This is a genomic window from uncultured Lamprocystis sp., assembly GCF_903933125.1.
Taxonomy (GTDB): Bacteria; Pseudomonadota; Gammaproteobacteria; order Chromatiales; family Chromatiaceae; genus Thiodictyon.
Map to the genome: position 1 here is coordinate 1 of NZ_CAIZIZ010000256.1, position 11,015 is coordinate 11,015.

Genomic DNA, 11,015 nt, shown 5'->3' on the forward strand with positions numbered 1-11,015 from the left:
CGCTGCGCTTATCCACCCTACAAAACCTGCAATTTTGTAGGGTGGATAAGGCGCGCCGCACGATGTTCGGGATTCAGCACGTCGGTTGTGCGCGCCGCATCCACCATGGGCCGCAGCAGACCCTCAAATTTGGAATTGCTGTTGTTTCGTGCCGGGATCGCTTGCGGATAATCTGGTCTATTATACTGGCTGTGTTCAACCGACCGATATTGCTGAGCGGGCGATAATAATCGCGCAATCGGCTATGATTCGCTGATCGCCGGGTGGTGATCGATGGTACCTGGACCTGATCCGGGTAACCCCATCCCGCGCCAGACCCGCGATGGTTTTTGGCGCGCGCATCCGCGAACGACCATGCAGCCCCTGTAAGCGATGAGGCGTCTCTTGTCGACCACTGCCACCGTTCTGATCGTCGACGATGCCGCGGAGAATCTCTCCGTCCTCGGCGGCTTGCTGCATCCGACTTACCGGGTCCTGGTCGCCAATTCGGGGGTCAAGGCGTTGCGCATCGCGCTCGGTACGCCGCGCCCCGACCTCATCCTGCTCGACGTGATGATGCCGGACATGGGGGGTTATGAAGTCCTGGAGCGCTTGCGCGCCGACCCTGCCACCCAGGCGATTCCGGTGATCTTCATCACGGCCATGGACAGCCCGGAGGAGGAGTTACGGGGTCTGGACGCCGGTGCCGCGGACTACATCACCAAGCCGATCCGGCCCAACCTGGTGCTGGCACGGGTGCGCACGCAACTGGAGGTCAAGCGGGCGCGCGACTGGCTCAAAGACCAGAACGCCTACCTGGAGGCGGAGGTGTCGCGGCGCATGGCGGAGAACGAGCTGACCCAGACGGTCGCCATCCGCGCCCTGGCGACCCTGGCGGAGACCCGCGATCGGGAGACCGGCAATCACATCCTGCGCACCCAGGCGTTCGTGCGCCTGCTCGCCACGCACCTGAGCCGCCAGCCGCGCTTCGCCGCGACCCTGGACCAGGGCTACATCGCGCTCCTCACCCGTTCGGCTCCGCTGCACGACATCGGCAAGGTCGGCATCCCCGACGCCATCCTGCAAAAGCCGGGGCCATTGACGCCGGCGGAATGGGCGATCATGCAGACTCACTCCCGGCTCGGGGCGGACGCCATCGATCTGGCCCAGCAGGATCTGGATCACCCGCTGCCGTTCCTCACCGTGGCGCGGGATATTGCGCGCTGGCATCACGAGCGCTGGGACGGCACGGGCTATCCGGATGGACTGGTCGGCGATGCGATCCCGATCTGCGCCCGCATCATGAGTCTGGCCGACTGCTTCGACGCGCTCATTTCGCCGCGGGTCTATAAGCCCGCGATCCCCTTGGAAGAGGCGCGCGACCTCATCGCCACCGAGCGCGGCAGTCACTTCGACCCCGTCGTGGTCGATGCCTTTCTGCTGGGATTCAGCGAATTTGCCGGCATTGCCCTCACGCATCTGAAGGCAATGACGAACGCCGTTTGAGTGGAGCATGACCAGCACCTCAGACGCGCCGACTGGTCTTTGGTGGAACCAGGCCGCGATGGCCGGCGAGCGGCGCCGTGGGCCGACCTTCCTGTTGCTCGCGTTGGCGCTGGCGCTGTTGGTGCCGGCCCTGATCCTGGTCGGCGCGGCGGGGTTCAGCAAAGTCGCACGGGGCCATGAACTGCTGGTGGTGGAGCAATTGCGTGCCATTGCCCTGCTCAAGGTGGGTCAGATCGAACGCTGGCTGAGCGAACGCCGCCAGGACGCGGAACTCGTGAGTACGTCTCCCGTGCTGCTGCGTGACCTGCCCCGCTGGTTGCGCGACGGCGATTCCCATACCCGCGACCTCATCTTGGTGCAGTTGGATGCGATGCGCCGCATCGAGGGCTTTCAGGCGGTGATGGTGATGGACGCCGCGGGCGTCGTCGCGCTCGGCGTCGGCGGCCACCATCAGGCCGCCGGTCCCTTGCTGGACACCGCCGCGCGCGCTGGCGAGCGGCCGGGTCGAATTCACCGATCTCTATCACGATCAGGTCGATGGCGAAGAGCATATCCACCTGGACTTCGTCGCGCCGCTAGGGCCTGAGGCGCCCACGGGTTTTGTCGTCGTGCTGCGTCTGGACCGCGATGCCTTCCTGTTCCCCTTCCTTCAGGACTGGCCGCTGCCGAGTGCCAGTGCCGAGACCTTGCTGGTGCGCCGCGACGGCGATGCGGTGCTGTTTCTCAACGCGCTGCGCGACCGGACCGACACCGCCATGCGCCTGCGTCTGCCCTTGGGCGCGGGCTCGCTGCTGGCTGGCCAGGTGGTTAGCGGTCAGGTGCTGCCCGGTGAGCCGGTGCGTGCCCTGGACTACCGTGGCGTCCCGGTTTTGGGCTTGGCGCTGCCGGTCGCCGGGACGGCCTGGTACCTCATCGCCAAGATCGACCTCGCCGAGCTCACGGCGGCGGAGCGGCGCGATCTGCTGTGGCTGGGGTCGGCCCTGGGCCTGGCGCTGGTGCTGATGCTGGTCTCCGCGCTGCTCCTGTATCAGCGCCACTCACTGCGCCTCGCACGGGTCCACCAGCAGGAACAGGCGGCGCGTCTGCACGATCTGCAACTGCGCGACGCGGTCGTCGATGCGTCGAGCGATGCCATTTATGCCAAGGACCTGGCGGGCACCTATCTGCTTTTCAACCGGGCGGCCGCGGACTTCTGCGCGACCACTCCCGAGGCGGCGCTGGGTCGTGACGACCAGGCGATCTTTCCGCCCGAACAAGCGGCTTTGCTCATGGCGCACGATCGACAGGTGATGGCGGAAGACCGCACCATCACCTTCCAGGAAGAACTGACGACCGCGCAAGGTTCGATCACCTTTCTGGCCACCAAGGGGCCGCTGTACGACGCCGCCGGTCGGGTCGTCGGGCTCTTCGGGATCGCCCGCGACATCACCGAGCGGGCGCGCGCGGAGGAAGAGAACCGCACCCAACTCGATGAGTTGCGGCGCTGGCAGCGGCTTGTCCTGGGGCGTGAGGCCCGTATTCTGGAGCTGAAGCAGGAGGTCAATACCCTGTTGGCTCGGACCGGGCAAGGACCGCGTTACCCCAGCGCGACCGGCAGTGTTGACTCAGGCTGATCCATGTTGACCGGTTTGCCCTTTCTCCCGCTGATTCACAACGCCGCGCTGCTGTTGTCACTGGCGCTGTTGCTGGACCTGCTGAGCCGCGATCAGGGTGACCTTAGCACTCGGGGCGCTCTGCCGATGCGGCTGCCGATGCGGCTGCTGATCGGGTTGGTGATCGGGTGCATCGGGCTGGCGTTGATGCTCACGCCCTGGACACTGCGTCCGGGCGTGGTGTTTGATACCCGCTCGGTGCTGCTGAGCAGCGCCGGGTTTTTTTTTGGTCCCCTGCCCACCTTGGTCGCCATGGCCATGACCGTCGTCCTGCGACTCGTTCAGGGCGGTGCAGGAGCCCCGACCGGAGTCCTCGCAATTCTGGCCTCCGGCACCATCGGCATTCTCTGGGGGCAGTACAGACGGAGACCGGAACGCTTGTCGCTTGGTGAGTTTTATCTGTTCGGCGTCCTGGTCCATGGCGTCGTGTTGGCCGTGATGCTGGCGCTGCTCGGGCTGCCGGTGGTGCAACGCGTCGCGCTGCCGATACTCCTGATTTACCCCGTGACCACCGTGTTGCTGGCCGCCTTGCTGGCCGCCCGGTTGCGCCGCCAACGGACCGATGCCGCGCTGCGCAGAGATCGCCTCTTACTGCGCAATACCCGCGGACGCGTGGGTCTCGCGGGTTGGGAGTATGACCGGGCGACTCGCCGGTTGCAGTGGACGGACGAAGTCCAGCGCGTGTTCGAGGTGGCCCCGGACGAGGATCTCGACGACCCCGAGCGGGTCATCAGCTGTTTCGTCCCCGCGGATCGTCCGCCCCTGCGTGCGGCCTTCGCACGGGTGGTTGCCCAGGGCCAACCCTATGACCTCGAACTGCGGATCATCACTCCCTCAGGGGGGCAGCGCTGGGTCCGCGCCGGCGCCGAGGCTGAATTTCGCCGTGGACGGGTGGCACGCGTCTTCGGCAGCGTTCTCGACATCACGGACCATCGGCTGGCCGAGGAACAGTTACGGGCCGCCCAGGCCGAGACGACGCGCCTGTTGGCGGTGTCCGACCAGGCGAGCCGGGCACTGCTGAGTCTCCTGGAAGACCAGCAGCGCACGGCGGAGACCCTGCGTGAGAGTGAAGGGCGCGCCCGCATGCTGACTGAACAGTTGCCGGCGATTCTCTATCGCACCTCGCTCGACCCGCGGTGTCCGACGCTCTATGTGAGTCCGCGGATCAGCGACCTGGGCTATACCCCGGAGGACATGATCGAGGATCCGAACCTCTGGGCCCGGTTGATCCATCCGGATGACCGGCCGCGCGTCCTGAGCGCGCTGGGCGATCTGGTGCAGGGTGCGCATGGCAGCGGCCCGGTCCTCGAACTGGATTACCGTCTGGCGACCCGCGATGGACAGTGGCGGCACTATCACGATGCCGCGCAACTGGTGTGTGACGAGGCGGGTCAGCCGCGCCACCTGCAAGGGGTGATGCTTGACGTGACTCAGTCGCGGCAGGCCGAGCAGGATCTGGCCTTGCAGGCGCGCCGCGCCGAGGCCCTGCTGGAACTTCCGCGGGCGGTCGAACGCCTGGACGAGCGGGCGTTCATGCAGTTCGGGCTTGAGTTGGCCGAGGGACTCACCCGCAGCCCCATCGGCTTCATCCATTTCGTCAATGACGACCAGCAGGAGATCGAACTCGTGACCTGGTCACGTGCGACCCTGGAGCGGTATTGTCAGGCCGGCTTCGACCGCCACTATCCGGTCCAGCAGGCGGGCATCTGGGCCGACGCCGTGCGGCGCCGCATGCCGGTCGTCTTCAATGACTATCTCGGTGCTCCCCAAGAACAGATCCAGCGTCGTGGTCTGCCTGAAGGACATGCAGAGTTGACGCGCCTGATCAGTGTCCCGGTGCTCGAGGGGGGGCTGGTGCGGATGATCGCCGGGGTCGGCAACAAGGCCGAGCCCTATACGGACCTGGATGTCGAAACGGCGCAACTGCTCGCCAACGAGGTCTGGCGGATCACGCGCCAGCGGCGCGCCGACGCGCAACTGCGCAAGTTGGCCCAGGCCGTCGAGCAAAGTCCGGAGAGTATCGTCATCACCGATCTTGCGGGGCAGATCGAGTACGTCAACGACGCTTTCGTGCGTGCCACCGGGTACAGTCGGACCGAGGCCACCGGGAAAAACCCGCGCGTGCTCCAGTCGGGCAAGACGCCGGCGGCAACCTTTAACGCGCTGTGGGACGCGCTGACCGATGGTCGGCCCTGGCAGGGTGAGTTCATCAACCGGCGTCGTGACGGCAGCGAATATGCCGAGCACGCCATCATCACACCGCTGCGTCAGCCTGATGGAACCATCACCCACTATGTCGCCGTCAAGGAGGACATCAGTGAGAAACAGCGCCTGGCCGCCGAACTCGACAACCATCGCCACCACCTGGAAGACCTGATTGCCAGCCGTACCCTGGAACTCACCGAGGCGCGCGTCCGGGCGGAGGCCGCCAACCGGGCCAAGAGTGTCTTTCTGGCGAACATGAGCCATGAGATCCGCACGCCGATGAACGCCATCGTCGGTCTCACCCACCTGCTGCAGCGCACCGAGATCACCCCGATTCAGGCCGAGCGGCTGATCCGGATCGATGGCGCGGCCCGCCATCTGCTGGCGATCCTCAACAACATCCTCGATCTGTCCAAGATCGAGGCGGGCCGCCTTGAATTGGAATACACCGAGTTTGTCCTGGGCAGCGTGCTCGACCACGTGCGCTCCCTGGTGACGGAACAAGCCAGGGACAAGGGATTGACACTGGGGGTGATCCGGGAGGGTAAGGGTGATGTCCTGACGCGGCCCTTGTGCGGCGATCCGACGCGCCTGGGTCAGGCACTGCTCAATTTCGCCGCTAACGCCGTCAATTTCACCGAGCGGGGCCGGATCTGGCTGCGTGTCCGCGTGATCGAGGAAACCCAGCGCGGTTGCCTGGTACGCTTCGAGGTGCAGGACACCGGTATCGGTATCGCGTCCGAGCAGCGTACCCACCTGTTCGAGGCGTTTGAGCAGGCGGATGCCTCCACGACGCGCCGCTACGGCGGTACCGGTCTGGGGCTCGCCATTACCCGTCGCCTGGCCCAATTGATGGGGGGTGAGGCCGGGGTCGAGAGCGCGCCGGGGCAGGGCAGCACCTTCTGGTTCACCGCGTGGTTGGGGCTCGGTCAATCCGCCCATACCGCTGCGCGGCCGGGTGTGGGCGATCTGGACCCCGAGCGGGAACTGTCCTGCCGCCATGCCGGAGCGCGGCTGTTGTTGGTGGAGGACAATGCGGTCAATCGGGATGTCGCCTTGGATCTCCTGCGGACGACCGGGCTTGTGGTGGATACCGCCGCGGATGGCCAAGAGGCAGTCGCGATGGTCGCGGCCACGGCCTATGATTTGATCCTGATGGACGTGCAGATGCCCGTCATGGACGGTCTGAGCGCGACCCGCGCCATCCGCCGTCTGCCGGGGCGGGCGGCCACGCCCATCCTGGCCATGACCGCCAATGTCTTCGCGGAAGATCGCCAGGCCTGTCTGGACGCGGGGATGGATGATCATGTCGCCAAGCCGGTCGACCCGGAGACGCTGTTCGCGGCGCTGTGCCGGTGGCTGGACGATGACCGCGTCGACGCCATCGCCCTCGGGATCGCCGCGGCAAGTTCGCGGGACGACACGCGCGGCGTCGCCATGCTCGCCGACATCCCGGGGCTTGACCGCGTCGGGGGCCTCGCGCGCCTGCGCGGGCGGATCCCCGAGTATACCCGCCTGCTGCGCGACTATGCGCAGGGACACGGCGGCGACATGACCGCCGTGCGGCAACTGCTTGCCGCCGACGAGCGGGACCAGGCCCGGCTCATCGTCCACAGTCTCAAGGGCGCCTCGGCCACCCTGGGGGCTGACCTGGTCAAGACCCGGGCGGCCGAGTTGGAGACCGCGTTGCGCACCGGCTGGACCCCGTCGGCCTGCGATCCGCTGATCGCCGCGGTCGAGACCGACTATCAGGCGCTGGCGCGCGCGATCCTGGACCAGGTCCCGGCGTCCGCGGCGGCAACACCGCCAACGGCACTCGACCCCCCGGCCTTACGCGCCCTGATCGAGCGCCTGACAGACCTGCTGAGCGTCGGCGACATCGCCGCCAACCACCTGATGTGCGATTCCGCGGCAGAGCTGCGGGCAACGCTCGGGGAGCCCGCCGAGACCTTGGCGCGTCAGATCAATGCCTTCGATTACGACCAGGCACTGATGACCTTGAGCGCTTTGCCGCGGCCGGATCTGCCGGGGTGATCGGCCGGCCTGTTCTCGTTCCCACGCTCCCGCGTGGGAATGCCGTTCGGCCGCTCCAGCGGCCAGTCGCTCAACGCCCGACGTGACGTCTTGCTCAGAGATGCCGGAACCTAGGCGCAGGTCAGTCGTCTGGACTTCTAAGCGGTCCCGAACCTCGTCGGCTCAAGGAGTTTCGGCTCTCCCTTTCAGCACAACACCAGTCACTGAGCCGTAGGGACGCAGGTGAGCTCCAAGGATCCGTCAGCCACGGTCAGCGTGATCAGGGTTTCGTCCTCGGCGCAGAAGACCAACATGCGCCCGCCACCGGTGTTGGCGAAGGGCGTCTCGAACGTATCCTCGTCCGGGCTGCCGCTGGGGTTGTTAACAGCGTTCTTGCCGCCGCTCGCGAAGGCTTGCGACGCGCCAACCAGAACGATGACTGTCGCCAGCAGGGCAACCCAACTGAAGTACTTGCTCATGGCAGAACCCCTTCTTGTGTGAGACCAGAAAGTGTATCGGGAGCCATCCGATAGTGGGGTGAGCGGTCCCGACACTCCGTCCTGCCGCCCGGTTCGATCCATGGCGCTGTTGCGCATTGGAGCAAATACGCCTGGGATCGAAGTCGAGGCGCCGTTTGGGGAGCGGGGCCTCGCCTGCCGGCAAGACTCTTAAATCATTTAACCCAATCGCCGTCTCTCGGCATTGAAAATACGCATTGCGGGGGCGAGACGTGCGATTGCTCAGTCGGTGAACACCTGCACCACCCCATCGAACGACCCACCGATCCGGTCGATCCATTGTCGCGCGAGCGGATCGTCCTTTAACTGCATGCGTAGCCACAGTCCGGTCCAGCGTGCGACATACGCGGTGGCAAGGTCCTGGTCCAACGTCGGTGCGTTGGGGTCCGGGTTGGCGCCGACGGGGTTATCCTCGTCGCAGATGGCGAAGTGATTCGCCCCTTCGATGGTGATCAGCGCGCGTGGGAATTCGAGGGTCGGGTAGCTGAGGTCCGCCTCCGCGGGTACTGACACACCGTCGCGGCTGCCCTGAACCAGGGCGACCGCGACGCCCGAGGTGTCCAGGTCAGTGACGGTGCCGTCGTTGTTCGCGAGGTTGGTCCCATAGAAGGCGGCGGCCTGCAGGCTGGCCGGCCGCTGATAGGTTCCGTCGCAGATGGTCGGCACACAGAGCCCGGCAACGGCATAGAGGCCAACGGAGCCGCCCAATGAATGTCCAACCAGGCCCATATGATTGGTATCGACAATCTTGTACAGGGGCGAGGTGCGATCACCGTCCGCGGCGCTGATCGCCGTGAGCACGTCGGTCACCACATTGACATCGGTGAGGGCGACCGCGACCGGGAAACCCGGCAGGGTGCGCAGATGGTTGGGGATCACGACGACGAACCCCTGCGCGGCGAGCAGGCGGCCGAGCCGCTGATAGTGGGACTTGTCGACTAAGGCGCCCTGCAAGACGGCGACCAAGGGAAAGGCATCGGTGAAGCGGTGGCGCAAGCGCGGCGGGATATCGAGTGCATAGACATCAGCCAGGTCGCCGCGCGGCAGCGTCACTGACTGCACCCGGACCACCGGAAACAAGCCGGACAGGGAGGCCGGCAGGGGCACCGCCGAATTCATGGTGGCCGGGGAACCGGCGCTTGACATGGCCGACAAGAAAGACGCGAACAGCAGGACTAGGAAACGCAGTGGGCGAACGGCAGACATGATTTCACTCCATAAGGAAATTGACGCGAAAGTCCAGGATCACATCGCCGACGACAGAGTGCCCGTGGGGGGTGAGTGCCCGCTGAGGTCCTGCATCAGGAAACGACCGGGACAGGGGTAAGGCGATTCGACTTCGCTCGCTTTATCCGACACAGATAGTAGGACTTATCCGCGGCGATGCCAACCCGCCTTCGCGTTCTCTCGACGGGCTGAACACGCTTGGGCCTTGGTCGTCGTTCCGGCCACGGGAAGACACGAGGCCGAAGCTTTAGCCGGTCGACATCGCGTCTGCGTAGCGCTCGTCCGGCTAAAGCCTCGACCTCCAGTTTTCTTGCGGCCGGAACGACGATCAAGGCCCGCGTGGGAATGTCGTCCGGTCGCTCCAGCGGTCGATAGCTCTAACAGGTCATTGAGGGTTTCAGGCTGGGGCAATAGACCCTTTTTTCAGCAGTCGTGCGGCGACTCGGAATAGGTCGGGCATGTCGATGCGGTCGTCTTGGCGGCGCGACATCACGCCGATACGCTCCAGTGCCTCAAACAGTTCGCGGGGTCCGCCTCGACCGCCGTCGGGGAAGGGCGGCAGATACCGCCTTTCCTCCGCTTCTGCGAGCAACCGGTCGATGGTCTTGGCCCGACCCCAGACCTCAAACACCTTGTCCTCATCTTGAGGTAACAGGAGCCCTGCAAGCGGAGCAAGCACGCCTTTGATCCAAGGGAATTCGTGATGCAGTTGATCCACGCGTGTCTTGGATGCGGCGCGCAGACCATGGCGGATGCCCTCGGCGGTGATCACCCGATCCTCAGGTGTGGCTCCATGCTTTGCCGCCGCGATCATCATCCCCAAAAAGCTGCGCGGCGTCACCTCCGCGAAGGCATCAGCCAAGTGGGTGATGGGCCATTTGTAGGTGCTGCCCTTCTTGTAGGCGTAGGTGCCTTGACCCATGAACGGCCCCGCCACAAGGGCCATGAGGCGCTCTTGATCATTCGCGTCGCGCACGAGTGACCAGCGACGTGTAAGGATCGCATCGCGGGTCGCCGCATCGTCGCCTGAGCGTAGATCCAGATAGGCGAGTAGCTTGTCGAATGCCGTGCGAGCCTCGTGATCGGTCGTCATCGCCAGACGAGAAAAAAAGAGCCCATAGAGGTCGGTCGACGACCAATTGAGCCGCAGTGCGCCGCTCTTCAGTTTCGAGAGTTCGACGAACCGCAACGCATCATCCTCGATCTGGTCCGGACGCAAGAACAGCTTGGGGCGAATTGACCGAAATGCGCGCATGGCCCAGACCACCTCCAATAGCGCTTCGGTCAGCAAGTGCCGTCGCGGCCATGTCCGCGCTACGGTATCGAGGGCGTCGTAGACGACCAGCAAGGTTTTCCCGGCCGCCAGCAAACGCCGTTCGTGTTTGGCGAGCAGATCCTCACGCGCCTCCCAGTTGCGCCCGGTCTCAACGAATTCCTTGGGCTTGGCCGATGAATCGTTCGCTGTGCGGGCCGCAGCGCTCAGGATGGTGGCCCACCAGAACGCCTTGGCATCGTCGATTCCCGCGTCGGGCGGAACTGCGGCATCAATGGCCTCCGACGTGATACCCCCCTCACCACCAATACCGGTGTAGCCAAACTGAACCTCAACGTCACGCAGGTTGAGTCTAGGGTAGGCGATTGCCGCCGCACCGCGCGTTTTCGCCTGTCCCAAGACACTTGCCGAGCCTCTAGCGGTGTCCGCAACCCCCTGAACTAAAAAGCCGCCCGGCGGGGGAAAACTTTCGTTTACCCCAGCCCGGAACGAACAATCAGTTACTTACGCGCATGGACTGGGGCGGCGGGCGAAAATTCACCCCAGCGTGCCAGCGGGGTCGTGCAAAAAGGCGGCCGCCAAGGGATCCTATCGTTATCGAGACGATCCTTTGCAGGAGGACCCCATGGCGGCCATTGAACC

At 65.1% G+C, this 11,015-nt stretch carries 7 protein-coding genes and 1 pseudogene; 5 read left to right on the plus strand and 3 right to left on the minus strand.

Translation table 11 applies throughout. The features are described from left to right. The 5 genes and pseudogenes from QZY03_RS12840 to QZY03_RS12860 form a co-directional block, all read left to right on the plus strand. A pseudogene (locus tag QZY03_RS12840) lies at positions 1-227 on the plus strand (hypothetical protein); the annotation flags it as partial. 145 nt (positions 228-372) lie between these two features. Further along, the gene (locus QZY03_RS12845; RefSeq protein ID WP_295581599.1) at positions 373-1,485 is read left to right on the plus strand and encodes a two-component system response regulator; all 1,113 of its coding nucleotides are present in this window, start codon (positions 373-375) and stop codon (positions 1,483-1,485) included. Between the two features lie 7 nt (positions 1,486-1,492). Further along, positions 1,493-2,071 (plus strand): hypothetical protein, encoded by a 579-nt coding sequence (locus QZY03_RS12850; protein WP_295581600.1) that lies wholly within the window; start codon positions 1,493-1,495, stop codon positions 2,069-2,071. A gap of 22 nt (positions 2,072-2,093) precedes the next feature. Beyond that, on the plus strand, positions 2,094-3,098 hold the full coding sequence (locus QZY03_RS12855) for a PAS domain-containing protein (protein ID WP_295581602.1): 1,005 nt from the start codon (positions 2,094-2,096) through the stop codon (positions 3,096-3,098). A 3-nt stretch (positions 3,099-3,101) separates the two neighbouring features. Further along, positions 3,102-7,376: a PAS domain-containing protein gene (locus tag QZY03_RS12860; protein WP_295581604.1), complete on the plus strand. Its 4,275-nt coding sequence runs from the start codon at positions 3,102-3,104 to the stop codon at positions 7,374-7,376. A 200-nt stretch (positions 7,377-7,576) separates the two neighbouring features. On the opposite strand, the gene QZY03_RS12865 is transcribed toward QZY03_RS12860, so the two are convergent. The 3 genes from QZY03_RS12865 to QZY03_RS12875 all read right to left on the minus strand — a co-directional run bounded on the left by QZY03_RS12865 (position 7,577) and on the right by QZY03_RS12875 (position 10,772). Further along, positions 7,577-7,834, minus strand: a complete 258-nt coding sequence (locus QZY03_RS12865; protein WP_295581606.1) for a hypothetical protein — start codon at positions 7,832-7,834, stop codon at positions 7,577-7,579. A 261-nt stretch (positions 7,835-8,095) separates the two neighbouring features. Then, positions 8,096-9,079 (minus strand): hypothetical protein, encoded by a 984-nt coding sequence (locus QZY03_RS12870; protein ID WP_295581608.1) that lies wholly within the window; start codon positions 9,077-9,079, stop codon positions 8,096-8,098. A 418-nt stretch (positions 9,080-9,497) separates the two neighbouring features. Continuing rightward, positions 9,498-10,772 carry a hypothetical protein gene (locus QZY03_RS12875; RefSeq protein ID WP_295581610.1) on the minus strand — a complete coding sequence of 425 codons (1,275 nt, stop codon included), beginning with the start codon at positions 10,770-10,772 and terminating at the stop codon, positions 9,498-9,500. Positions 10,773-11,015 lie beyond the last annotated feature (243 nt).